The sequence below is a fragment of the Tianweitania sediminis genome, from assembly GCF_017813335.1.
Lineage (GTDB): Bacteria > Pseudomonadota > Alphaproteobacteria > Rhizobiales > Rhizobiaceae > Tianweitania > Tianweitania sediminis.
On record NZ_JAGIYY010000005.1, the window covers coordinates 84026 to 108682 of the forward strand.

Here is a 24657-nt window from a genome sequence, read left to right on the forward strand (position 1 = left end):
TATCAAGCTTCGATGCGCCAGATTGGAAGGCCGCGTTCCGAGCTTCGGGATGACCGCCGGTAGGGTGAATCAGACGACCATCGGCGTCGCCGCACCATCCATGCTGATCGACACGCCGGTGATGTAGCTCGCTTTTTCGGACGCCAAGAATAGAACCGCGTTGGCGATCTCCTCCGGCTCGGCCATGCGCCCGAGCGGAATGCGGGCGATGCTGCGCGTTCGCGCTTCGCTAGGCGAAATGGATGCGAGCTGCGCATCCGCCTCCAAGCCTTCCGCGACCCGTTCCGTTTCGGTGAGACCCGGATTGATTGCCGCGATGCGGACGCCCTGGCTGGCATAGGCATGGGCGAGGCCGGTGGTCACCAGCATCAGGGCTGCGTTGGCAGCACCGCCGGCAACATGGATGGGCGACGCGACTTTACCGCCATTGCCGATCACATTCACCACAACGCCATGCCCGCGCGCAGCCATGCGCTTCACCACCGGGTCAATGGCATTGATGTAGGAAAAGAACTTTGCGTCCATGGCAGCCCGGTAGGCCGCCGGCGTCAGGTTGTCAGGCGCCGTGCGCTTGGCGGCACCGGCGCTGTTCACAAGAACATCGATCGAACCGAGATGCTGTTCTACCTGCTCGATCGCATCGCGAGCCTCCTGCTCATCCACGAGGTCCGCCGCAAGGGCATACACGCCTGGCAACGCGCTCACCGCTCGTTCGACATTCTCCTTTGAGCGGGAAACAACGGCGACCCGGGCGCCCTCCTGCAGGAAAGCTTGGGCGCAGGCGAAGCCGATCCCCTTCGTGCCGCCCGTGACAAGCACGACCTTTCCTTTTAGGCCGAGATCCATGGTGTCCTCCTGCTGCGGGTTAGCCGGGCCTGGGGACCGCGGCGCTGGACTGTGAGTGCCGTTTATCGAACCGAGAAGCGCCCCAACTTAGGAGCCACGCCGCCTCCGGCCCCAAGAAAGACGAAGACGCCGCGCCATCTGCCGGAAGTCCTCGATCGATGCCAGCCGATCTAGCCTGGGCAAATCAGCTCTCCTCATCGACCGGGCGTAAGGTAGAGCCGCTCCGCTTCAACCGTCGCGCCATGAAGCTCAGCGCCTGGTAAACCTCGCCGGCTTGGGGATGCCATTCGCTCACAGCCACGTGCTGGCGGGTGACGACCGTCCAGTCGCCGCGAGACGCCGGTCCTGTCAACGCGCCCTGTGGGCCGAGCGCGGTGACGTTCTCCACCACCGCTTCTAGCATGGACCTGTTCAGCGCCTTTGCCACATCGTCGGGAACCCCCGCCTGCTGCCACGCTTCCCGCGCAAGTGCCTGAAGCACAACCGCAAAGTTGCTCGAGATCACTGCGGCCGCATGGTAAAGTGGCTTGCCCTCCGTGCTGACAGGGAAGGTGTGCGCGCCAAGGCCCTGCATCAGGTCTGCGACAACCTTCAGCCCAGCCGAGTCTCCTTCCAGTCCGCATTGGGTTCCGGGGAACTGCGCTGCGGCCAAGGCCGGATCCGCGAATGTCAGCACCGGATGGGCGCTGACCAGCGACCAGCCGAGGTCACGCAACGGGAGCATCTCGCTCGCCGGGAGAAAGCCGCTGCAATGAACCGCGACCGCGGCGCCCTGCTGCTGAACGTCCCGGAGTTCAGCCGAGATGGTGCCGATCCTCGTATCCGGCACGGTGATCAACCAGATGTCTGCCGGCCGCATGGCTGCCAAGGAGGGCACCGCCGTGCCACTGCCGATAAAGGCAGTGGCCGCCGCCGTACGCCCGGGATCGTGACCGCACACGTCCTGTATGTCGTGCAAGGCCGCGTCGGCGATGCACCTGCCCAGGGTCTGGCCGACCTTGCCCGGGCCAACCAGGTTGACCGTCAGGCGCGGCGCCATACAACCGCCACCCGCGCCCGGCCTTTGCAGGCTGTCATCTGGATGATCACCAGTTCTCGTGTTTGGCCCGCAGCATCAGGGTGTCGTAGCTGAAGTCGGCGATCTGCCACCATTGGTAAGTCTGGTCGCGGAAAGCGGTTTGATGATCAAGCAGCTTCTTGAATGCTGGGCTCTTTTCGCCGAGTTCCGTGTAGAGCTCGCGCGCCGCTGCGTAGCTCTGCTGCAGTACGTCTGGCGGAAAGGCGCGCAACTGCGTCCCTTCTGCCACGAGCTTGCGCAGGGCGATCGGGTTCTGGGCGTCGTATTTCGCCGTCATTTCCGCGCCGGCCGCCATAGCTGCCTGCTGCATCACAGCGCGATAGCGCTCGGGCAACTCGTTCCATTTGTTGAGATTGATGAAGAGGCTCATATTGGCCGCTCCTTCCCAGAACCCGGGAAAGTAGTAGTAGGGCGCGATCTTGGCCAGGCCGAGGCTTTGGTCGTCATAAGGGCCGACGAATTCGGCCGCGTCGATCGTTCCGCGTTCGAGAGAAGGATAGATGTCGCCGGCCGCGATCTGCGTCGGCACCAGACCAAGCTTCTGCAGCACCGAGCCCGCAAGACCGCCGATGCGCATCTTGATGCCGCGGATGTCCTCGACGCTCTTGATCTCCTTACGGAACCAGCCGCCCATCTGGGTGCCGGTATTGCCGATCGGCAGGTGGTGGATCTGATATGTGGCGCAGAACTCGTTGTAGAGGTCGTTGCCGCCACCTTGATAGAACCAGCCGTTCTGTTGGCGCGCGTTGGGGCCGAAGGGGATGCAGGTGCCGAAAGCGAACGCAGGGTCCTTGCCGATGTAAAAATATGCGCCTGTGTGTCCCATCTCGACTGTGCCGCTTTGCACGCCGTCCACTATGCTGAGCGGGGGGATCAATTCACCCGCGGCGAACACCTGGATCTTGAACTTGCCGTCCGTCGCGTCCGAAACGAACTTAGAGAAGGACGTGCCTGCACCGTAGATGGTGTTCAGCGAGGTGGGGTAGCTGGATTGCAGCCGCCAGTTCACCTCAGGGCTTGATTGGGCAATTGCCGGCCGCGCCAGCGTCGACGCTGCCGCTCCTAGCCCAAGGGCTCCGATGAAATTTCTACGCTTCATACCATCCTCCCAGGTCATGCTTCGCGGTCTGAACACTCCGGCATAAGACCGGCGCCTGACGTCGAAGGGTCGACTCGCCTTTCCTTTAGAACAGAGCATGCTCGTCTTCGCCAGTGCGCAGGCCGCAGGCTGTGGCTGATCAAAGAGGATTGCTGTTGGAAGGCGGCAACATCACGTTCAGGATCGGCCGTCCAATTGCGTTTGGCGGCGGCCTGTGTCTGGAAGGGCGGGGTGTCTGCCGAACCCGTTCCAGGCTCGAAAACAGGATGGCCTTCCATGAACCGTCGTACCTTCATGAAGACCCTGGCTGGAGCAGCCTTGCTGACTGGGATCATCGGCGCGGGCGGTGCCTTAGCACGCGGCATCAACCGCTATTATGATGGTCCTGTCAGCGATCATTTCGATGGCACGCACTTCTTCAATCCAAACGGCGCGGAGCCATCCGGCATGGTGGATTTCCTGCGGTGGCAGTTCGGCGGCGGCCGCAGGGAATGGCCCGACGAATGGCCGGCGTCGGTTGTAAAGGCGAAGCCGGAGCCGCGCGTTTCAGGCTCCAAGCTTCGCGTCACCATGATTGGACATGCCACGCTCCTGATCCAGGTCGACGGCTTGAACATTCTGACTGATCCGCTTTATTCGGAGCGCGCGTCTCCTGTGTCGTTCGGCGGCCCAAAGCGGATCAATGCGCCGGGAGTTGCCTTCGAAGATCTAGCTCCGATCGATCTCGTTCTCGTCACGCACAATCATTACGACCACCTCGACATCGACACGTTGCGGCGGCTCCAGGCGAGCCATGATCCTCTCGTGGTCACGCCCCTTGGAAACGACGCGATCATCCACGAGGCCGTGCCGCAGATGCGTGTCCAAGCCCAGGACTGGGGCGACGCAACGAAGGTCGGACCGGCCACCATCCTCTGCGAACCGGCGCATCATTGGTCCGCGCGCGGCATTTGGGATCGGCGGATGGCGCTGTGGGCTTCCTTCGTGATCGAAACCAGCCATGGCAGCATTTATCATGTCGGAGACACCGGCTTTCATCGCGGTATCAACTATCGTGCTGCCGCAGAAAAATACCCGAAGGGTTTTCGCCTCGCCCACCTTCCGATCGGCGCCTACGAACCGCGCTGGTTCATGCAGTACCAGCATCAGAACCCGGCTGAAGCCGTGCAGGGCATGCTGCTTTGTGGAGCCAGGAGCGCTGTTGGCCACCATTGGGGCAGCATCCAGCTGACAAACGAAGCGGTGGATCAGCCGCGGCACGATCTGTTCATGGCCCTGGCCGACGCCGAAGTGCCGCGCGACCGCTTCAGGCCCATGCTGCCGGGTGACGTTTGGGACGTGCCCTGAAGTTGAAGAAGCCAACCGCTGAACAGGGTGGATTAATCCGCCGCCAGCTTCATCGGCAGGCCCAGACTTCCCCGCTGCGGAAGACGGGCGCTCACGTCTTTGTTTGGAAAGCACGGTTGGCGTCAAGCAACCTTGGTCCATATGCGTTTTGACGAGAGTGCTGCCAGATAAAAAGGAGCGGCCGATGTCGGAACGCGAAAACACGGTCCAAGAAGACACGGTCCACTACGATGGTCCTTCTGGAGGCTGGGGTTCCCTGCGCGGCATGACCCGCATTTTCGGCAAGGAATGGAGTACGCCCGGAGCCACGGAAACCCTTTACCGCCAAAACAAGCCGCACGGCTTTATGTGCGTGTCCTGTTCCTGGGCGAAGCCGGCCAACTACCATCCCTTTGAATTTTGCGAGAACGGCGCGAAGGCCACGCTGTGGGAATTGACGACGGCGCGTTGCACGCCGGAGTTCTTCGCCAAGCACACCGTCTCCGAGCTGAAGGGATGGACAGACTACGACCTTGAACAGCAGGGTCGCCTTACCCATCCCATGCGCTACGACCCTGCCACCGATCATTATGTGCCCTGCGAATGGGACGAGGCGTTCAACGCCATCGGATCGCAGCTGAAGGCGCTCGATCCGAAGTCTGTGGTTTTCTATTCTTCGGGCCGCGCGAGCCTGGAAACCTCCTATCTCTACGCGCTGTTTGCCAGGCTCTACGGCCACAACAACCTGCCCGACAGCTCCAACATGTGCCACGAGACCACGTCGGTGGCGTTGAAGCAGGTGATTGGCGTTGGCGTCGGAACTGTTGTGTTCGACGATCTCCAGAAATGCGACTTGATCTTCTTCTTCGGCCAGAACCCGGGCTCCAACAGCCCGCGTCTGCTCCATCCGCTGCAGGAAGCGGCGAAGCGAGGTGTCGAGATCATCACCTTCAATCCCGTCAGGGAGAAGGGGTTGATCGCGTTCACCAACCCGCAAAGCCCGCTCGAGATGCTCACCGGCAAGGAAACACAGATCAGCTCGCAGTATCACCAAGTGCGCCCGGGTGGCGACATTGCGGTGCTTCTTGGTCTGGCCAAGCACGTGTTCGATGCTGACGATGCAGCCAAGGCGCAGGGGAAACGCATTCTCGACGTGTCGTTTATCGAGACCCACACGAGCGGCCTCGAGGCTTTCGAAGCCAAGGTGCGGGGAACGTCCTGGGAGGAAATCGAGGCCGAGTCCGGTTTGGGGCGCAGGGACATCCAAAAGGCGGCCCAGGTCTACGTCAGATCGGAGCGTGTGATTGCCATGTTCGGCATGGGCCTGACCCAGCACACGCATGGCTTTGAAAATGTTGCGTCGCTCGTGAACCTGCTCCTTCTGAAAGGCAACATCGGTCGCGATGGTACGGGCATCTCGCCGGTGCGGGGTCATTCCAACGTGCAGGGGCAGCGGACGGTGGGCATCGCCGAAAAGCCGGAACTCGTGCCGCTCGACAAGATCGCCGAACAGTTCGGCTTCGAGCCTCCGCGTGAAAAGGGCATGAACACGGTGGAAACCTGCGAAGGAGTTCTGTCGGGTGAGGTGAAGGCCTTTATCGGGCTGGGCGGCAATTTCGTGCGCGCCGTGCCGGAGCGCGTGCGGGTGGAAGAAGCCTGGCAGCGGATGGACCTGACGGTGCAGGTTGCGACGAAGCTGAACCGCAGCCACCTCATCAACGGCAAGGCGGCTTATCTGCTTCCGTGTCTCGGCCGCACGGAAGAAGACAAGCAGGCTTCCGGACCCCAGGCGGTCAGCATGGAAGACACGTTCAGCCATATCTACGGATCCCTGGGCCGGCGTAGCCCCGCTAGCCAGCATCTGCGCTCCGAACCCGCGATCGTTGCGGGCATCGCCAAGGCGACATTGGCCCCCAACCCGAAGGTGAAGTGGGACGAGTGGATCGGCGACTACGGACTGGTGCGCGACCTGATCTCCGAGACCTATCCCGACAAGTTCGAGGCCTTTAACGCACGGCTTTGGCAACCAGGCGGCTTCTACAAGGGGAATGCGGCGCGCGAACGCATCTGGCAAACGGAAAGCGGCAAGGCCGAGTTCATTGCGCCGGACACGCTCACCGCATGCGGCTTCACCGACGAGCCGGGGCGGTATCGCCTGATCACCATGCGCTCCAATGATCAGTTCAACACCACGATCTACGGCTACAGCGACCGGCTGCGTGGCATCGAAGGGACGCGCGACGTGCTCCTGATCAACCCGCAGGAGATGGAGCGCGCACAGCTTCATGAAGGGCAGGTGGTTTCCCTGGTCGGCGACGCGGGCGATGGCGTTCACCGCGAAGTTTCCGGTTTGAAGGTAACGCCATTTGATCTGCCGGATGGATGCCTGGGCGCTTATTATCCCGAGATGAACCCGCTGATGCCGATTTGGCTGCACGACGAGAAGTCACTCACTCCCGCTGCGAAATCCGTCCCTGTGCGGATCAAGCCAAGCGGCGGAGAAGAGGCCGGCGAGCGGCACTGAGTGGCGCGGCACTTTTGGTTGCGGCATGAGCTTCGTCCAGACCACCATACAACAACAGGTGCGCAAGCTCGTCGGGTCGAGCGACCCCAGGCTGGATGAACCGAAAGGTGATCCGGGCCTGCTGGGTCCCGACTCGGTCGCATGGCTGGTCCATAGCGACTTCACGGCCATGATGGTTGGCGGCATCACGGCGCTGCTGCTTCAGATGCTTCACCCGAAGGCTCTCGCGGGTGTTTGGGATCATTCCGGATTCCGCGATGACATGATCGGCCGGCTCAACAGAACGGCGCAGTATATCGCCGGCACCACCTACGGGCCGACGGAGCAGGCCGAGAAGCTGCTCCACCGCGTGAAGGAGGTGCACGACCGGGTCCAGGGCACCTTGCCGGATGGAACCCACTACTCGGCCAACGATCCGCATCTCCTGACCTGGGTACACGTGGCCGAGGTCCACAGCTTCCTCCAAGCCTATCTGCGCTACTGCGACCCTCATCTTTCGCGCGCCGATCAAGATCGCTATTTCGCGGAAGTTGCCTTGTTTGCAAGAAGGCTGGGCGCCGAAAGCATCCCGCTCACGCGCGCCGCGGTGGAGGAGTACCTGCTGCGCATGCAGCCGGAGTTGCGCTGCGACCACCGCACGCGCGAAGTCGCGTCCGTGCTGCTTTCGCAGCCAGCGCCATCGCTTCTCCTGCGGCCGTTTCGCGACGTTGCCATGGATGCGGCGGTGGATCTTCTGCCGCTCTGGGCGGCAAAGATGCACGGGTTCGGCTTGTCACGCGTCCGTCGCGAGCTTGCGCGCGCGGGCGCACACGGGATCCGGGCCGTGATGCGGCCAGCCCTTCGGGACACTCCGGCCACGCGAGCCCGCCGGCGGATGCAGGATGCAGTCTGAAGCGGGGCGTTTCCCCTTTCGGCAAAGCGGCGGTAGGGTGACGAGGGACAGGGTGGTTGAACCCCGCTGCTTCGTTCCGCAGGTTGGAAGGTTCAGCGAAGGATCGTCAGAGTGAGCGTCGCATTCGTCAAGGAAGAAAGCGCTGAGGCTGCGTCGGAAACCGTTCTGCCGCCACGCCCGATTTCTGGCCGGATCAACCTGGTGACGGAAGCCGGTCTGGCGATGCTCCGGGATGAGCTTGCCCGCGCTCAACAGGCGCTCGATGCGGCCAACCGGCTGGAAGACGTCAACGAGAAGCGGCGTCAATCCGCCGTGCCGCTTCGGGACGTGCGCTATTTCGCCGAGCGTGTGCGCACGGCGCAACTCACCGCCGCTCCGGCAACGACGGATGTTGTGGCATTCGCCCATACCGTGACGGTTGAGCGTGCCGACGGACGCGTCCAAACCTTCCGCATCGTCGGTGAAGACGAAGCGAATCCGTCTGAAGGCACCATCTCGCACGGATCTCCGCTGACGCTCGCGCTCATGGGCAAGGGCGTCGGGGACGTGGTCCGGCTCGGAGGCCAGGAGATCGAGATCACCTCGATCGCCTGATTGTGCGTCTTCTTTGAAGTCCAGCGGACAACAACAACTGACGGCGCCAGCCGGACCCGGTGGCCACGCCATCGAAGATACACGAAACGGCCTCTGGATCTTACCTCACTGCCACCGTGTAGGGTCAGGCCTGGGCGGGTTCAGGCGCTTCGGCAAGAACGGAGCGGGCAAAGCTTTCGGCGATGGCCAGCACGGCAGCATGGATCGGTCCGGCCGTCAGCGTCGGCATGACGGATGCATCGACAACAAAGACGTTGTCCAGGCCTTTCAGCCGCAAAGACGGGTCGACGACGGCACCCGCATCCTTGCCCATTCGGCAGGTGCCGCACGGATGGTGATGGGTAATCACCGCCTCTGCAACAAACGCATCGATCTCCTCGCGGCTCCACACCGGACCAGGAAGAAGTTCGCGTTCCCGCCAGTCTCCCAGCATCGGATGGTTGCCCAAAGTCCGAGCTGCGTCGAGCGCCACACGAAACAGCTGCCGGTCACGCTCCGTTTGTAAATAGGCCGGGTCGATGATCAGCGGGTCGCCGAGGTCAGGGCCGGTGATGCGCAGCGCGCCCCTGCTGGTGGGATGCGTGACCCCAAACAGAAGTGAATAGGCGGTACCTGCGGCTGGCGCCTGGAAGCGCTCCGACACGATCGGCGCGACACCGCAGCCAACAACGATGTCGGGTTGGCCGGACGCTTCGAATCCATCGGCCTTCAGATAGGCCATGGACTCCGAATGCTGGAGTCGCGATGGTGGCACGGGCTTGCGGGAAGCGTAAAGATTACCAGCGCCCAGAAGATGGTCCTGAAGGTTTCGGCCGACTTCCGGAACGTTGATGAGGCATCGCACGCCTGCGGATTGCAAGACCGCCTCGGGACCAATGCCGGAGCGCATGAGCAGCGCCGGGCTTTCAAGCGCCCCGGCACACAACACGATGCGCTCGGCCTCGTAGTCCGCCGCTCCATCCGGGCCGATGAGCTGAACGCTGCTTGCCTGGTTGCCTGCATAGTTGATTTTGCTGACCTGATGGTTGGTCAGGATGGTGAGGTTCTCCCGAGCGCGGACCGCATGCGTCAGCCACGCGTCCGCAACCGTGACGCGGCGCCCTTCACGTATGTTGAGGGAGTTCGGCGTAGCGCCAACCATCTCGCCACTGTTGTGGCCGGAAAGCCGCGGCAGGCCGAGCGCGGCACCCGCCTCGAGAAAGGCGCGCGTCACGGGGTTGATCTCTTCAGACGGCAGGTAAACCGGCATAGGTCCGCCCTTGCCGTGCACCCCATCGCCCCCAAGGGGATGATCCTCGATTGCCTGGAAGGCTGGAAGCAGGCTTTCCCAACTCCAGCGCCGATCCCCGGTCGCGTCTGCCCAAGCTTCATAGTCGAGCGGATGCCCTCGCATGTAGCCCATCGCGTGCAGGCAGCTCGATCCGCCAACCACCTTGCCGCGCGCCCAGTGATGAACGCGGCCAGCCGTGCCTGACTGCGGCTCGGTGCGATAATCGCGATCGAAGCTCCGGCCATGGAGCTTCGGCCAGGCGGCGGGATTCCAGATGTCCGGGTCCTTCGGCTCCTCCCCAGCCTCAATCAAGATGACGCGGCGGCTGGGATCTTCGCTCAACCTGGCTGCAAGAAGAGAGCCCGCGGAACCGCCTCCGACGATCACCACATCCGCCCACATCGTTTGCGCGCCTTCGGCAACCCTCATCGCCCACTCCATGTCTGATGTGCCCGCCGAACCATTGTGACGGTTGAGGCTCGCGTCAGTCCTTGCCGGTCATCGACAGCTGGGCTGCTGCCTTGGCCTTCACCAGGTGGCGCTGTGCGGCCTTGCGCGCTTCCTTGACGTTTCCTTCGGCGATGGCTTCGTAGATGTCCTTCATCTCCGCCAGGCTGCTCTGGGCACGGCCCTCCAAAGACATCGAGCGTCCGCGGAAGAAGCTGATCCGGGCAAGGAGGCCTCGATGAACTTCTTCGAGAATGGGGTTGCCGCAATTTACGAGGATGATCGAGTAGAACTCCGCAGCTGTCATGACCTGCGCAAGGTTGTCCTTGCTTGAAGTGGCCTCTTCGAACGCGGTCAGCGAGTTCTTGAGGTCGACCAGACGCTCTTTGGAAATGGCGGAAGCGCAGCGGCCGGCGGCCTCGACCTCCAGCAGCTCACGAACCTCATAGATGGCGGTGGCTTCTTCCCAAGACAGGGCCGGGACGGATGGCCCGCGGTTGGGGACCATCTCGATCAGCCGCTCCGCGTGAAGGCTGCGAAGCGCTTCACGAAGGGAAGGGCGGCTGACACCGAGCTGCGCACAAAGCTGGCTTTCCACCAGTCGGCTACCGGGCTGAAACAGACCCGAGAAGATGGCCTGTCGCAACTTGTCGACCGTTTCCTGCTGGACCGAGCGTGGCGCAATCCTTAGGTTCATTTCAGGCGGCATTCGTTACGCCTCAGCCTCCAAGCACGATCATGCGCGTCACCAGCCACACTGGCTCGAATGACACACAGAGCAGCTGCATTGTCATTCGTCAAGATTGAAAGAATGTCTGACAATCCTGTTGACGAGTGGCCGGCTTCATGATCCCTTTGTCACCAACAAAAGAAATAACGGGAACTGAACATCGTGGCAGATTTGCCATACAACCGTCTTAGCGCGAGGAAGATCGACACGGGTCGCATCGTGCTCAATGTGCGCGAAGCGGGCGAGGGACCGCTGATGCTGTTCTTCCACGGCATCACGGCGAATTCCGCGGTGTTCGCACCCTTGATGGACGCCTTCTGTGATCGCTTCACAACGATTGCCGTTGATCAGCGCGGCCATGGCCTGAGCGACAAGCCGGAAAGCGGCTACGACGCAAAAGACTTCGCGGATGACATCCTCAGCCTGATTCAAACGCTGGATCGCGGCCCGGCCATTCTTGTTGGCCATTCGCTTGGCTGCCGAAACTCCGTCACCGCGGCAGCAACAAACCCAGATCTGGTGCGCTCGGTGGTTGGCATCGATTTCACGCCGTTTATCGAAACCGAGGTGTTTGATGCCTTGGCGTCACGCGTGAATGCCGGCGACCAGCTGTTCGGCCACCTTCAGGCCGTGGAAGCCTATCTCGCCAACCGTTATCCGAACATCCCCGCGCCGGCTATCAAGGTTCGCGCTGCCAGTGGCTACCAGGCGGTCGAGGGCGGCTTCCGCCCGCTGGCTTCGCCCACCGCCATGGCTCAAACCGCAGAAGGGCTGCGCGCCGACCTCGTTCCGGCCTTCCGCGATGTGACGCGACCAGTGCTGATCGTGCGAGGCGGAGACAGCAAGCTGGTTTCGGCTGCGGCCCTCCAGAAAACGAGCGCCCTCAGACCCGACCTTCCGGTTGTCGTGGTTCCGGGTGCCGACCACTACGTCAATGAGGTTTCGCCGGAGATCACGATCAAGGCGATCCGCAACTTTATCGACGCTTGACGCGCAGGAACATCAGAATGGCGAACATCAACAACAGCCCCTCCAAAACGCGCCGCGCCGAAGTTGCCGGCGCGGGCTTTGCCGGTCTGACGGCAGCAATTGCGCTTCGGCAAAATGGCTGGGATGTCCGGCTGCATGAACGGAGCGGTGAGCTGCGGGCTTTCGGCGCCGGCATCTATCTTTGGCATAATGGCCTGCGCGTCCTCGAAGCTCTGGATAGCTTGAACGAGGTGCTGCAGGGTACGCACACGCCACCAGCCTATGAAACCTGGATGCACAACAAGTCCGTGTCCAAGGAAACCTTCAACGGTCTGCCCTGGCGCATCATGACGCGCAGCCACCTGCACAATGCGCTTGTGGCTCGCGCCAAGGCAGTTGGCGTTGATATCCGCGTCAACTCGGAAGCCGTTGCGGCAGATCCGTCCGGTCAACTGACGCTGCAAACCGGCGAGGTGATCGAGGCCGACCTCATCGTCGGAGCGGATGGCGTGAGCTCCAAGGTGCGCGACTCCATCGGCTTCAAGCAGGAGCGCTGGGGCTCCAAGGATGGCATCATCCGTCTTATCGTTCCACGCAAGAAAGCCGAACTCGGTTATGGTGAGTGGGACAACACCATCGACATGTGGAACCATTGGCCGCGCGTGCAGCGAATTCTTTATTCACCCTGCAACGACGAGGAACTGTATCTCGGGCTGATGGCTCCGTCCGACGATCCGCGCGGCTCGCGCGTTCCGCTCGATCTGGAAGTCTGGGTTGAGATGTTTCCCTTCCTCGAGCCGTGCCTTGTTGAAGCGGCCAAACTGCAGTCCGCGCGCTACGACCGCTACGAAACAACGAAGCTCGACAGCTGGACCCGAGGCAAGGTCGCGCTTGTAGGCGACGCCGCTCATGCCATGTGTCCAGCGCTCGCGCAGGGCGCTGGTTGCGCGATGGTGAACGCCTTCAGCTTGTCGCAGGATGTGGAAGCGCACGGCTCCGTGGAAGACGCCCTCGTTGCCTGGGAAACGCGCATCCGGCCGATCACCGACCGGACCCAGCAGATTTCGGCTGATTATGCGGCGAACCGCTCCTTGTCGAAAGGCAACATGTTCACGCCGGAAGCGCTCGAAGCGGCGCGATATGATCCGATCAAGGGCGTGTATTCGTGGCCGCAGTAAACCCGATGTCAGCGTGTCCAAACGCCTGGCAGTTCTTTCCCGTCCGGAGATGACATGAGCTACTCGAAGCAGGTCGAACAGGATTATGAGGTCCGAGGCTGGTATTCCAGCGTTCAGGAGATCCGACATGATGGCGGCGAGGCAGGCGAGCCGCTTGTGAAGGCTGCTGTCGGCGTGATCATCCGCAACCCGTTCGCCGGCCAATATGTGGCAGACCTGTCGCCGCTGACGAAAAACAGTGCCGGCATCGGTCATGCGCTTGGCGAACGCGCTGTTGCGCTTCTGGGCGGACGCCCGGTTCAAAGCTACGGCAAAGGGGGCATCGCCGGGATCAACGGAGAACAGGAGCATGTTGTTGCCTGCGTCACCACCGTGTTCGGCGACCCTTTGCGCGAACAGGTTGGAGGCGGCGAAGCCTGGATCTCGTCGGCCAGCAAGGTGGCGGCGGCGGGAACCTCGATCGACATCCCGCTCGCCCACAAGGACGAACTCTACATCCGCTCACACTATGACGCTGTCACGTTCTGCGTGCCGGATGGTCCACGGCCGGACGAAATCCTGATCTGCGTTGCCGTGGCAACGGGTGGACGCGTGCACCAGCGGGTCGGCGGCAAGACCGTGGCAGACCTCCACGCGGCCGGTTGAGCCGCTCAAGAACCAAGGAAAGGACCAGTTCATGCCCCTCAACATCAAGGACCTCAAGATCACGTCGTCCGATTTCGAGCCGCTCGGCATGCTTCGCGATGAACATGCCGGCGACAAGGGCAACGTGCTTCCCAAGCTGACCGTGAGCGGCGTGCCCGCCGAAGCGGTGGAACTCGCCGTGATCTGCCATGATCCGGATGCTCCGCTGGCTAATGGCTTCACGCATTGGACCGTTTACGGCATCGATCCATCCACCACGGATCTCTCCGACGCGCAGGACAAGTTCCGCGTCGGGCCGAATGGCGGCGGCGACAAGCAGTATTACGGGCCGCAGCCTCCCGCAGGTCACGGCAAGCACCATTACTACTTCTGGGTTTACGCGCTCGACACGCAGGTCGAAGGCACGCCGACGCGGGAAGAGTTCCTCCAGCGCTACGCAGACAACATCATCGAACAGAACCGGATCGTCGGCCTCTACGAGAACAAGTGAAATCTGCCGGGCTCGCGATCAACAACAAGAACAAAAACGATCGCGACAGCCCGGAATGGGAGACTGACCGTGACAAATCAAGACGCAACGTACCAGGAGCTCTTCGAGGAACTGGCGACAGCCACGAAGATCCTGGTGCACGAAGGCATCATGGATACGTTCGGGCACATCAGTGCCCGCGATCCCCAAGACTCCAATAGCTTCTTCCTTGCCGAAAAGCTGGCACCGGCTTTGATCACCGCCAACGACATGATGCGGTTCAACCTCGAAGGCGAAACGACGGACAATCGGCCTTCCTATCTCGAGCGCTACATTCACAGCGAGATCTACAAGGCCCGGCCTGACGTGCAATGCGTGCTCCACACGCATTCTCCCGCAGTGCTGCCTTATTGCTTCACGGACACTCCCCTGCGCCCGGTCACGCATATGGGCGCGATCATGGGTGAGGTCGTGCCGGTCTATGAGATCCGCGACAAGCGGGGCGACGACACCGATCTTTTCGGCGGCAGCCCGGATGTTTGCGCCGACATTGCCGAAAGCCTCGGCGGCGCGACTGCCGTCCTCATGGCGCGGCACGGCGTCGTCAATGTCGGAAAGTCTGTGCGCGAAGTGGTCTTCCGGGCCTTCTATCTTGAGCAGGAAGCCAAGGCGCTGACGGCAGGGCTGCAGATCGGCAAGGTCAACTACCTGACGCCCGGCGAGGTGAAAACGTCGGGGCAGCTCGTTGGCAAGCAGATCGACCGGGGTTGGGACCACTGGTCGCAACGGCTGAAGCAGGCTGGTCTGACTTAACTTTGGCTTCCGCCGCGTACCCTTCCGGAAGGGCTCGGTTCGGCCCAGCCCTTCCAGCTCAGAGTCAACGGTCCTGACCTCCTGGCGTCAGGCGAAGCGACGAAACGTATCATGCCGCACGCGCAAAGTTACGACTACGTCATTGTTGGAGCCGGATCGGCCGGTTGCGTTCTCGCCAACCGGCTGAGCGCAGATCCACGCTGCTCGGTGCTCCTGATCGAGGCCGGTGGCTGGGATCGCGATCCGATGATCCACATCCCACTCGGCTGGGGAAAGATCCTCACCGAACGCCGGCACGACTGGATGTATTTCTGCGAGCCCGAGGAGAATGTCGGCGGCCGCAAGGTCGAGTGTGCGCGTGGCAAGGTGATCGGCGGATCGTCCTCCACGAACGCGATGGCCTATGTACGCGGCAACCGAGGGGACTACGACCGCTGGGCTGCCAACGGCCTGCCTGACTGGTCGTATGAGAAAGTGTTGCCTTACTTCCGCAAGCAGGAAAGCTGGGAAGGCGGTGAGAACCGGTACCGCGGCGGCTCTGGTCCGGTGCGCACGCAGTTCTGCCGCTACAAGGACACGCTGATCGATGCCTTCGCGGAAGCAAGCCGGCAGGCCGGCTACCCGCAAACCGATGACTACAACGGGGAACAGCAGGAAGGCTTCGGTCGCCTGCAGATGACGATCGCGAACGGTCGGCGTGCTTCATCCGCGTCTGCCTATCTGCGCCCCGCTCTGAAGCGGCCTAACCTGACCGTTTTGACGGAAGCCATGGCGACAAAGATCGTCTTCGAAGGCGCGCGCGCCACCGGCATCACCATCAGCCATCGCGGCGAGCAGAAGACTGTTTCAGCCCGTCAGGAAGTGCTGCTTGCTGGGGGCGTCATCAATACGCCGCAACTCCTGATGCTGTCCGGCATCGGTGCGCCGGAAGAGCTTGCCGCGCATGGGATACAAACGCGGGTCGGTCTGCCTTCCGTGGGCAAGAACCTGCAGGACCACGTTTCGGTTATCCTGATGTACCGCCGCCGCCAGCCTGGTCCCTTTCTCCACAAGATGAGAGCCGACCGTATCGGTCTGGATTTTGCGAAGACTTACCTGACCGGCAAGGGCTTTTCCGGCGATGTTCCTGGGGGTGTGGTCGCGTTCCTCAAGAGCGACCGGGACCGGCCGCTGCCGGACGTGCAATTGCTTTTCACGGCAGCGCCGCTGGCGGCATGGCCCTATTTCCCACCGTTCAAGGCGCCTTTCCCGGATGGCTTCGCCACACGGGTCGTGGCAACGCAACCGGAAAGCCGGGGCTCGGTGAAGCTCGCTTCGGCAGATCCGACAGCAGCGCCCCTGATTCACCAGAACTTCCTTGCTTCGCAGAAAGACTGGCAGTCGCTGCGCGCCGGCTTCCGCGTGGCACGCGATCTGGCCTCTCAGGCGGCCATGCAGCCCTTCATAGAAGCCGAGTTCTTCCCCGGCGCGAAATGCCAGACAGACGACGAGATCGACCAGCATATCCGCCAAACCTCGATCACCGTGCATCACCCGGCCGGCACGTGCCGAATGGGCAGCGACGAGGCGTCTGTAGTGGATCCGCAGCTGCGCGTGCGCGGCATCGCCGGGCTCCGGGTGGTTGATGCCTCTGTCATGCCCGACCTCGTGTGCGGCAACATCAACGCAGCGGTGATCATGATTGCGGAAAAGGCCGCTGATCTGGTCGCCGCATCAAGGGTCAGGGAGGCCGCGTGATGATCGAACGCATCGCCATCATTGGCATGGGCACAATGGGGCCAGGCATGGCAGCCCGGCTGGCGCGCGGTGGGCTTCAGGTGAGCGCTTATGACGTGGCTCCAGCTGCGATCGAGCGTGCACAGGCCATGCAGGGCATGGCGGAAGGTGTGCTGGATTCACTGGGGATCGCAGCGACGGGCGCTGGTTCGGTCCGCTTCACCGATGACATCGCCGTGGCCGTCTCAGGTGCTGATCTCGTGATCGAGAACGTACCGGAGAAGATCGAGATCAAGGCGGAGGTTTATCGGCAAATCGATGGGCTGGTGAGCGCCGAGACGATCGTCGCCTCCGACACATCTGGCATTCCGATCACACAGCTCCAGGCGCATATCTCGAACCCGGCGCGGTTCGTCGGCATGCACTGGTCGAACCCGCCACACATCATTCCGATGATTGAGGTGATCGCGGGCGAGCAGACGGCACCGGAAACCGTCCATACCATTCGCGATTTCATCCGCTCGCTCGGCCTGCTGCCGGTGGTGGTGAAGAAAGATGTGCCGGGCTTCGTGGAGAACAGGGTTCTCTATGCGCTGCTGCGCGAGGTCGTTGATCTGGTCGAGCGTGGTGTCATCGAGCCGGAGGATGTCGATACCTGCGTATCCTGGGGCATCGGCTACAAGCTCGCGGTCGTCGGCCCGATGGCGCTGCTCGATATGGCCGGGCTCGATATCTACAACTCGGTTTCAACCTTCCTCAATGCCGACCTCGCCGACCGCAAGGACGTCGCGCCAATGGTCGGGCAGAAGATCGCAGCCGGCACGCTCGGTCTGAAATCAGGTGAGGGGATCTACAGCTACACGCCGGAGCGCATCACCGAACTGCAGCGCGAGCGCGCCCGCAAGCTCGTTGCGATCCGTCGCATTCTCGAGGGGACCGACTGAGATCATGGCAGCCGCGGAAAGCCAGCCGGTGACGTCGACCACCCGATCTTCGGGTCTGCCGCGTTTCAGCGGCGCGGTCATGGGCGTGCTGCACACAGCTCTCGGCGTGATCCTGCTGTTTGTCGTGCTGGTCAATTTCGTGAATGCCGTGAGCCGTTACCTGTTTGGCATCTCGCCCGTCGGCGCTGACGAACTCATGGTCTACATCGTCATCTGGACCGTGATGATCGCCGCAATCGTGTCGCTGATCCTGCGGTCCCACATCAACGTTAACCTACTCCCTTTCTACACGTCCGGCCGTGCCCGCCACGTTTTGCACATCATTCACGATGCGGCGGCGATCCTGGCCTGCGGCTATGCCACCTACGCGTCCTGGCTGTTCATCGGGCGGATCTCGCGATTGGGCGTGACGAGCATGGGCCTCGGCATTCCGATGACGATCCCGCACGCGGCTCTCCTTGTCGGTTTCGCTGGCTTGACGGTGACCGGCGCCATCATGCTGATCCGCGACGTCCTTGCCTTCGCACGGAACGCACCGCATGCGGAGGTGAAATCGTGATCGCCTCTCTTGGCATCCTTCCGCTGTTGCTGCTGGCCCTTGGAACGCCTGTTTTCCTAGTTTTCCTCACGGCGGTTGCCGTGACAATGATGTTTGTGATGCCGCTGCCGCCGGTTGCCTTGCAGCAGGTGTTGTTCGGCGGGTTTGACAACTACGCACTGCTGGCGATCCCGTTCTTCGTGTTCGCTGGCGAGCTGATGAACTCCAGCGGCATCGCCACGCGCCTCATCAACTGGGCGATGGCAATGGTGGGGCGGGTTCCTGGCAGCCTCGGCGTTGCGACTGTGGGCGCATCGACCGCAATCGGCGCCATTAGCGGATCAAGCGTGGCTGCCGTCGCCGCACTGGGCAAAACGCTTTATCCCAAGCTGGTCGCAGCCGGCTACGGCAAGGAAAGAGCCGGCGGGTTGCTTGCGTCCAGCGGCGCGATCGACATCGTCATCCCACCGAGCATCGCGATGATCCTTTATGGACTCGCGGCCGAACAGTCGATACCACGGCTGTTCATGGCGGGCGTGCTGCCGGGCCTGTTGATGGCAGCGATGATGGCCGGCTTCGTCATTGTGGTCGCCCTGCGCAACCGGATTCCGAGCGGCGTGCGCTTCAACGCGAAGGTCGCATGGGCCACCACCAAGGACGCGATCTGGGCCCTGCTGATGCCCGTGTTTGTGCTCGGCGGCATCTACATGGGCCTGTTCTCGCCGACCGAGGCCGGCGGCTTCGCCTGCGTGTACGCCATGATCGTTGCGCTGTTCGTCTACCGCACGATGAGTTTGGCCGACGTCGTTCGTGCCGCCGGCAACGCTGCAATCCTGTCCGGCCAAATCCTTATCATCGTCGCGGCCGCTGGCGTCATCACCTGGATGCTGACAACCCAGGGTGTGCCTCAGGCCATCACCGCCTGGATCCAGGCGCTCGAGCTCAGCGCACTCAGTTTCCTGCTCGCCGTGAACGTGGTGCTGCTCGTCATCGGCTGCTTTCTCGACCCGACCTCCGCGATTCTCGTGTTCGCGCCTCTCCTTGTTCCGATCGCCATTTCGCTGGGGATCGATCCCGTTCACTTCGGCATCGTCATGACGGTGAACCTCGCGATTGGCATGTTCACGCCGCCGTTCGGGCTCAACATCTTCGTTGCGCAATCCGCCACCGGTCTGCCCGCCCACTCGCTTTATCGCGGCGTTGCACCCTTCGTGCTCGTCCTCCTCACCGCCTTGCTCATCATCACCTATGTCCCGGCCCTGTCGCTGACGCTTGGCTCGAGACTGTAGAGAAAGGGAACTCCGATGCTTTCAAGACTTCTCAAGGCCGCTGCCCTCACAACCGCGATCGCCCTGGCACCGCTTGCCGCGGCGCAGGCGCAGAGTACGATGAAGCTCGCATCCGCAACCATCAACGACGTGCAGCATGAGTGGCAGAAGGTTTTCGCCAAGGAACTGGAAGCCCGCGTTCCCGGTGCCGTTAAAACGGAGATCTATCCGGCCAGCCAGCTTGGTGCGATCCCCCGCCTGGCCGAAGGCGTGCTGCTCGGCACCATCGAGGCCTTCACCACACCGACCTCCTTCATGACCAATGTCGACCCCCGGTTTCAGGCGTTTGATGTTCCCGGCCTTTTCAAGACACCGGATGATGTGCGTGCCGCCATCCACGATCCCGAGTACCGCCAGCACCTGGAGGAAATGTTCCTCGACAAGGGACTTCGTGTGATCGGCGCAATCTACAACAGCCCGACTGTTGTGTTCACGATGAAGGACGTCACAACCCTGGAAGGGTTGCGGGGCCTGAAGATCCGCACATTCGCCTCGCCCCTGCAGATCAAGCCGATGGAGCAGGTCGGGGCGACGCCGCTGCCCCTGGCGCTCAGCGAGGTCGTGCCGCAGCTCCAGTCGGGAGGGCTCGACGGAATGCTGGTCGGAATGCCGATCCTGACGGCCTTCAAATACTACGACGTCGGCAAGAACATACTCGACCTGCGTTTTGCGGAAATTGTCTCAGTCACTGTGGTGAACGAGGACTGGTTCCAGTCGCAAACGGACGAGGTAAAGGCTGCCATCATCGAGGCAGGCCGGGCCGCGGAAGAGCAGGTCTTTCCCTGGGGCGTCGAGAACGTCCAGAAGACCTACAAGATCTGGGCTGACAACGGCGGCAAGATCAATGAGCTTTCGGCCGAGGACCAGGCCAAAATGGAAGCAGAGTTCTCCAAGCTGGCGACCGATCTTCTGGCGTCGCAGCCTGAAGTTCAGGCGGAGTATGACCGCCTACGCGCTCTTGTGGATGGACAGGCGAAGCAGTGACTCTGTCCGCGACAACACGATCAACGGCAGGTCAGTCGGTCATTGTCGGCGCTGCACTCGAGGGCTTGAGCCTTCGGCTGGTCGCGAACAAGATGCAGGTCCCAGCGGGTTTCGAAGGTGCGGCCTTCGAGACCACACCAGGCGCGCTCAACGGGCAGCGCCTCGCCGCGTGCGTTGATCGCCGCCCAGGTTCCGGTTGCGGCATCGAAATGCAACCCGAGGGTGGCGCTCGCATCCGGCGCGATGTGGGCAAGGTCCATGGCAAACCAGTGGGCGATCTCGGCTTGGCACAGGACGGGGGCGGTTCCCGAGTTCCGAATTTCCATCGGAACGGCGACCAGCTTTTCCTTATCAACGGTTTCCGCCGCCTGCGCGGAAACGGCAAGCCCGAGGCCACAGGCCACAACAAGAAGGAGGTTTGAATTCAAGTCAGCACTCCAGACTCGGTCAGAACAAAACAAAGTCGACTTGTGACTGTGCATTGGGAACTAATCAACAACGGGAGACGGAAATGACAAAGTGGATGAAGAGCAGCGTTCTTGCTGCGGTGACGGCGACGTTAATGGCAGGAGCAGCCTTGGCTGCCGACGTGAAGTCGATCGCCATCTTGACCCCTGAAGAGGGCACGGACTTCGGCTGGAACCAGCAGGGCGTCGACGCTGCCAAGGCCGCGGCTGAGGCTGCCGGCATCGAGGCGATCGTGGCGTCGGGCCTCGGCTACGGCGATGTTCGCCCGGCCATGCGCGAAATCGCGGCGGATGGCGCCAGCCTGATTATCGCTCACGCGAGCGGCTATGCGACCTCCGCGCCAGAAATCGCGGCCGAAACCAACGTTCCGGTGGCGATTGTGGACTCGCCCCAGGCTCTGAAGGAAGGACTCGTCGCCGATTACACGCTGAGCGGCCACCAGGGCGCCTATCTCGCTGGCCGCCTGGCCGCCAAGATGAGCAAGTCCAAGCATGTGGGCATCGTTGTGTCGGGTGAGCCACCATCGTGGAACTCGCAGTCCGCCGGCTTTGCCGAAGGGGTCAAGGCAGAGAACCCGGACGTGAAGATCACCTATGCGGTGATCGGGCCCGCCGCCTACAGCGATGCTGCGGGAGGACGCCGCGTAACCGAGAGCGTGATTGCAGCGGGTGCCGACATCATCTTCGGCCAGGGCAACGGCTCGAGCTTCGGCATGTTGCAGGCGGTGGAAACCACCAAAACAGCCGACGGCGGGAAGGTGCTGTTCATCGACGTCATCGGGGACAAGACGTCCGTTGCCAAGGACTTCCTCCTGAGCTCGGTTGTTTGGGACATCACGCCTGTCTACTCGGCGATGATCCAGGACCTGAAGGACGACACCTTCGGAACCAAGCGCTACGCGATCGGGCTTGCCGACGATTCGGTGAAGCTGCTCAAGACCGACCAGATCCCGGACGACGTCTGGTCCGAAATCCAGAAGATCCGCGAGCAGATCATCGCTGGCGACATCAAGGTAGAGCCGACATTCGAAGCTTCGGCCGTCCGCACCTTGATGACCGACGTTTCGGCCGACGCCAAGTAAGTCATTGGCGTGTCAGGGAGGAGCGACATCGCTCCTCCCCTTCTAGGATCGGGCTGGATGCCAGGCATGCAAACAACAACGAAACCGCCGGAGATGCGACAAGCTATCGTGACGCTCGACGGCGTCACGAAGCGGTTTCCCGGCATCATCGCCAATGACCGAGTCGATCTCGTGATCCGGGCTGGAGAGGTGCACGTCCTCCTGGGCGAAAACGGCGCCGGAAAGTCGACCCTGATCGGCATGTTGTCTGGACTACAGCAGCCGGACGAAGGCAGAATCCTCATTGACGGCAAGGCAATGCCGATCCGCTCGCCGAGCCACGCATTGTCGCTGGGCATTGGCACGGTCTTCCAGCACAACATGCTCGTGCCCTCTCTCACAGTCGCCGAAAATCTGGCGCTTGGTGGCAAGTGGTGGCAGAAACCGAGACTGGGCGAACTCGCCGCCCGGGTCGATGAAATCGCCAGGCCGCTTGGCATCAACATCAATCTCGACGCCGTCGTTTCCGATCTTTCGCTCGGTGAACAACAACAGGTCGAGATCGTCCGCGCGCTGCTGCGCAACAGCCGTCTGCTGATCCTGGACGAGGCGACCTCCATGCTGACGCCGCAGGGCATCGCGGAACTCGGCGCCCTCATGCGCCGTCTTGTGGAACGCGGTCTCGCGGTCGTCTTCATCACGCACAAGCTCGGGGAGGCAGCAGAGTTTGGCGATCGCGTTTCCGTGCTGAAGCTCGGGCGAAAGGTGGGGGAGATCGGACCGGACCGTCTCCGCTCTCTCGAACACGACGAATTGGTGGACGAGATCGTCTCCAAGATGTTTGGCCGCAACGCGGGCGACGGCGCAATCTCCATTCCAGACCGTCCAGCCAATGACGAAGCGCTCCTCGCGGTTCGCGACCTGAGGGTCCTCCCGGGGAAAGATACTTCGGGCCTCGAGGCGATCTCGTTCATGGTCGGTCGGGGCGAAATCCTGGGGGTCGCAGGCATTGATGGCAACGGGCAAAAGCAACTCGCCGAAGCCCTTGCCGGCCAGCGGCGGACGGATGGCGGCAGTGTCACGCTGGCTGGTCGCAGCCTTGACGGGCTGGACGTCGGGAAACGGCGTGAACTCGGCCTGCGTTACCTCACCGACGATCGCCTAGGGGAAGGGACGGTCGGCACGTTTCCGGTGTCGATCAACTACTTCTTGAAGCAAATCGGCGAACCGCCATTCTGGCGCTCGGGAATCGAGCACAGCCGCGAGATCAACACGCACGCGCGTGATTTGACCCGACAGTTCGATGTTCGCACGCCCTCCCTTTCGACGCCCGTTGGCCGGCTGTCCGGCGGCAATATCCAGAAGGTACTGATCGCCCGCGAACTGGCTGAAGGCGCCCGTGCGGTCATCTTCAACAAGCCCACCTACGGGCTCGACCTTGCCAACACTCAGGCCACGCGCCAGCGCATCAGGGACGTCGCGGGGCAGGGCCTCGCCGTTCTCCTGATTTCAACGGACTTGGAGGAACTCCTCAGTATGTGTCACCGCATCGCAGTGATGTCCCAAGGTCGGCTCGTCGGAACGATCGCGAACGGTGCTGGCGCCGGCGAACGGGTCGGACGTCTCATGATCGGGTTGGCGGCATGAGCGGCGACGCGACCTCAGCAAGCGCAACGCCGCTTGACGCTTCCGGCGGCGGAGGGAGCGCGCGCGACATCGGTCGCCGCCTGCTCATCACGCTAGGCCCTATCGTTGTTTCTCTGGTGCTCGCGGGTTGCGTGCTGCTTGTGCTAGGCATCAATCCGCTGGCCTATTACGGCTACGTGGTCGATCGCGGTCTCCTGTCCCCGCTGGGGTTGCAGCAAACGCTGACGCGGATGGCACCGCTGCTCTTCCTGGCGGCCGGCCTGATCGTCGCCTTCCGGGCAGGCATGTGGAACCTGGGTGGCGACGGTCAGTTCCTGCTTGGCGCGGTCACGGCAGCCGCGAGCGCCCCTTTGTTGGTGCAGGTCCTCCCGGGCTGGCTCACCCTTGTCGCAGCCTTTGTGATCGCGACCGTGGTAGCCATGATCTGGTCTCTGATCCCGGCACTTCTGCGTGCCTATCAGGGGGTGAACGAGATCATCACCACGCTGATGATGTCGTTTCTTGGCGTGTCGCTCGCCAATGTTCTGGTGAAACTGGTCTTTCTAGATCCTGCCACCACCGTGCCGCAGACCCGCACCTTGCCTGTGGAAGATCGGCTGCCACGCTTATTCGAGACAACGGTCACCAGCGGCCTGCTTTTCGGTCTGGTCACAATCATCGCTGTCCACCTCATGATGACGCGCACCGCCTTCGGACTGAAGCTTCGAGTGGTCGGCGCAAACCCGCGTGCTGCTGTGCATGCGGGATTGAATGTGCCGCTGCTCACCGTGACGGTGTTCGCTCTTTCGGCCGGCCTGATCGGCATGGGCGGCGCGGTCGACATCGTCGGCATTCAGGGCAATGTCCGCGCCGACTGGAATCCAGCTTACGGCCTTGCGGTCATTCCAGTCGTTTTCCTGGCGCGCATGAACGGCTTTGCGGCAATCGGCTTCGTCTTTCTCCTGTCGGTTCTGTCAATTGGCGGGGAAAGTGCGGCAAGGCGGCTCGGCGTGCCCCAGAACTTCACCATGGTTCTTGTGTCAATCGTGCTGATCACGCTGGCGGTCGCCGAATATCTCGATCATCGCTTCAACCAGGCACGGAGGGCTTAAG

The 24657-nt window shown here is 62.2% G+C and carries 23 protein-coding genes; 17 read left to right on the plus strand and 6 right to left on the minus strand.

Features of this window, described 5'->3' with window-relative positions; all coding sequences use genetic code 11:
• Positions 1–69 precede the first annotated feature (69 nt).
• The 3 genes from J5Y06_RS15185 to J5Y06_RS15195 form a co-directional block, all read right to left on the minus strand.
• Positions 70–846, minus strand: a complete 777-nt coding sequence (locus J5Y06_RS15185) for an SDR family oxidoreductase (RefSeq protein WP_209336041.1) — start codon at positions 844–846, stop codon at positions 70–72.
• Positions 847–1030: 184 nt separating this feature from the next.
• Positions 1031–1915 (minus strand): Rossmann-like and DUF2520 domain-containing protein, encoded by an 885-nt coding sequence (locus tag J5Y06_RS15190; RefSeq protein ID WP_385932436.1) that lies wholly within the window; start codon positions 1913–1915, stop codon positions 1031–1033.
• Between the two features lie 16 nt (positions 1916–1931).
• Complete coding sequence (locus tag J5Y06_RS15195) at positions 1932–3023, minus strand: TRAP transporter substrate-binding protein (protein ID WP_209336043.1); 1092 nt, start codon at positions 3021–3023, stop codon at positions 1932–1934.
• 276 nt (positions 3024–3299) lie between these two features.
• Here J5Y06_RS15195 and J5Y06_RS15200 point away from each other — a divergent pair, with 276 nt between their 5' ends.
• From J5Y06_RS15200 to greA, 4 genes are all read left to right on the plus strand, one after another.
• On the plus strand, positions 3300–4370 hold the full coding sequence (locus J5Y06_RS15200; RefSeq protein WP_209336044.1) for an MBL fold metallo-hydrolase: 1071 nt from the start codon (positions 3300–3302) through the stop codon (positions 4368–4370).
• Positions 4371–4554: 184 nt separating this feature from the next.
• Positions 4555–6873, plus strand: coding sequence for an FdhF/YdeP family oxidoreductase (locus J5Y06_RS15205; RefSeq protein WP_209336045.1), 2319 nt, complete (start codon positions 4555–4557; stop codon positions 6871–6873).
• A 25-nt stretch (positions 6874–6898) separates the two neighbouring features.
• On the plus strand, positions 6899–7765 hold the full coding sequence (locus J5Y06_RS15210) for an oxygenase MpaB family protein (protein WP_209336046.1): 867 nt from the start codon (positions 6899–6901) through the stop codon (positions 7763–7765).
• 111 nt (positions 7766–7876) lie between these two features.
• The gene (gene greA, locus J5Y06_RS15215) at positions 7877–8359 is read left to right on the plus strand and encodes a transcription elongation factor GreA (protein WP_209336047.1); all 483 of its coding nucleotides are present in this window, start codon (positions 7877–7879) and stop codon (positions 8357–8359) included.
• 124 nt (positions 8360–8483) lie between these two features.
• On the opposite strand, the gene J5Y06_RS15220 is transcribed toward greA, so the two are convergent.
• Positions 8484–10058 (minus strand): GMC family oxidoreductase, encoded by a 1575-nt coding sequence (locus tag J5Y06_RS15220; RefSeq protein WP_209336048.1) that lies wholly within the window; start codon positions 10056–10058, stop codon positions 8484–8486.
• Positions 10059–10113: 55 nt separating this feature from the next.
• On the minus strand, positions 10114–10773 hold the full coding sequence (locus tag J5Y06_RS15225) for a GntR family transcriptional regulator (RefSeq protein WP_245247910.1): 660 nt from the start codon (positions 10771–10773) through the stop codon (positions 10114–10116).
• A 195-nt stretch (positions 10774–10968) separates the two neighbouring features.
• Between J5Y06_RS15225 and J5Y06_RS15230 the strand changes: the two genes are divergently transcribed.
• The 10 genes from J5Y06_RS15230 (at position 10969) to J5Y06_RS15275 (ending at position 20390) form a co-directional block, all read left to right on the plus strand.
• Positions 10969–11796, plus strand: coding sequence for an alpha/beta fold hydrolase (locus tag J5Y06_RS15230; protein WP_342453436.1), 828 nt, complete (start codon positions 10969–10971; stop codon positions 11794–11796).
• Between the two features lie 17 nt (positions 11797–11813).
• Positions 11814–12953 carry an FAD-dependent oxidoreductase gene (locus tag J5Y06_RS15235; RefSeq protein WP_209336050.1) on the plus strand — a complete coding sequence of 380 codons (1140 nt, stop codon included), beginning with the start codon at positions 11814–11816 and terminating at the stop codon, positions 12951–12953.
• A 54-nt stretch (positions 12954–13007) separates the two neighbouring features.
• Positions 13008–13598 carry an amino acid synthesis family protein gene (locus J5Y06_RS15240; protein ID WP_209336051.1) on the plus strand — a complete coding sequence of 197 codons (591 nt, stop codon included), beginning with the start codon at positions 13008–13010 and terminating at the stop codon, positions 13596–13598.
• A 31-nt stretch (positions 13599–13629) separates the two neighbouring features.
• Complete coding sequence (locus J5Y06_RS15245) at positions 13630–14088, plus strand: YbhB/YbcL family Raf kinase inhibitor-like protein (protein ID WP_209336052.1); 459 nt, start codon at positions 13630–13632, stop codon at positions 14086–14088.
• 69 nt (positions 14089–14157) lie between these two features.
• Positions 14158–14880, plus strand: coding sequence for a class II aldolase/adducin family protein (locus tag J5Y06_RS15250; RefSeq protein ID WP_209336053.1), 723 nt, complete (start codon positions 14158–14160; stop codon positions 14878–14880).
• A 111-nt stretch (positions 14881–14991) separates the two neighbouring features.
• Entirely contained in the window at positions 14992–16617 is a 1626-nt protein-coding gene (locus J5Y06_RS15255; RefSeq protein WP_209336054.1) for a GMC family oxidoreductase, read from the plus strand.
• Positions 16617–17540, plus strand: a complete 924-nt coding sequence (gene fhmpcd1, locus J5Y06_RS15260; RefSeq protein WP_209336055.1) for a 5-formyl-3-hydroxy-2-methylpyridine 4-carboxylate 5-dehydrogenase — start codon at positions 16617–16619, stop codon at positions 17538–17540. Before J5Y06_RS15255 ends, fhmpcd1 begins: the two co-directional genes overlap by 1 nt.
• A gap of 4 nt (positions 17541–17544) precedes the next feature.
• The gene (locus J5Y06_RS15265; protein ID WP_209336056.1) at positions 17545–18099 is read left to right on the plus strand and encodes a TRAP transporter small permease; all 555 of its coding nucleotides are present in this window, start codon (positions 17545–17547) and stop codon (positions 18097–18099) included.
• Positions 18096–19367, plus strand: a complete 1272-nt coding sequence (locus J5Y06_RS15270; protein ID WP_209336057.1) for a TRAP transporter large permease — start codon at positions 18096–18098, stop codon at positions 19365–19367. Before J5Y06_RS15265 ends, J5Y06_RS15270 begins: the two co-directional genes overlap by 4 nt.
• A gap of 15 nt (positions 19368–19382) precedes the next feature.
• Complete coding sequence (locus J5Y06_RS15275) at positions 19383–20390, plus strand: TRAP transporter substrate-binding protein (protein ID WP_209336058.1); 1008 nt, start codon at positions 19383–19385, stop codon at positions 20388–20390.
• A 20-nt stretch (positions 20391–20410) separates the two neighbouring features.
• Here the strand turns inward: J5Y06_RS15275 and J5Y06_RS15280 are convergent, their stop codons facing one another.
• Complete coding sequence (locus tag J5Y06_RS15280; protein WP_209336059.1) at positions 20411–20818, minus strand: hypothetical protein; 408 nt, start codon at positions 20816–20818, stop codon at positions 20411–20413.
• A gap of 83 nt (positions 20819–20901) precedes the next feature.
• Between J5Y06_RS15280 and J5Y06_RS15285 the strand changes: the two genes are divergently transcribed.
• From J5Y06_RS15285 to J5Y06_RS15295, 3 genes are all read left to right on the plus strand, one after another.
• Positions 20902–21939: a putative B6 ABC transporter substrate-binding protein gene (locus tag J5Y06_RS15285; RefSeq protein ID WP_209336060.1), complete on the plus strand. Its 1038-nt coding sequence runs from the start codon at positions 20902–20904 to the stop codon at positions 21937–21939.
• 66 nt (positions 21940–22005) lie between these two features.
• Positions 22006–23565: a putative B6 ABC transporter ATP-binding protein gene (locus J5Y06_RS15290; RefSeq protein WP_209336061.1), complete on the plus strand. Its 1560-nt coding sequence runs from the start codon at positions 22006–22008 to the stop codon at positions 23563–23565.
• The gene (locus tag J5Y06_RS15295) at positions 23562–24656 is read left to right on the plus strand and encodes a putative B6 ABC transporter permease subunit 2 (protein ID WP_209336062.1); all 1095 of its coding nucleotides are present in this window, start codon (positions 23562–23564) and stop codon (positions 24654–24656) included. The genes J5Y06_RS15290 and J5Y06_RS15295 overlap by 4 nt, the downstream gene beginning before the upstream one ends.
• The last annotated feature ends 1 nt before the right edge of the window (position 24657 follow it).